Here is a 245-nt window from a genome sequence, read left to right on the forward strand (position 1 = left end):
GCTCGTCCACCTCCAGCAGGTAATGCTCGTCCTTCGCCTGCCGGTTGTGGATCTGATCCTGCGGGGTGGCCAGGTTGCTGAAGTACTCGACGTCCTGGCCCAGGTACTTGTACTGCCACTTCCACTGGTAGCCGGTGACCTGCACGTCCAGCTCCGGCTCGGAAGTGTCGTAGATGTGGATCAGGGTGCGGGTGGCGGGCACCGCCATCACCACCAGGATCACGAACGGCACCACCGTCCAGAGG

Annotated in this window: 1 pseudogene; it reads right to left on the reverse strand. The window is 63.3% G+C overall.

The features are described 5' to 3' along the window. Positions 1-245, reverse strand: a pseudogene (locus ACLJNW_RS27660) (cytochrome c oxidase subunit II); the annotation flags it as partial.

It is taken from the genome of Salmonella sp. SAL4457, assembly GCF_046548235.1.
Classification (GTDB): Bacteria; Pseudomonadota; Gammaproteobacteria; order Enterobacterales; family Enterobacteriaceae; genus Salmonella; species Salmonella enterica.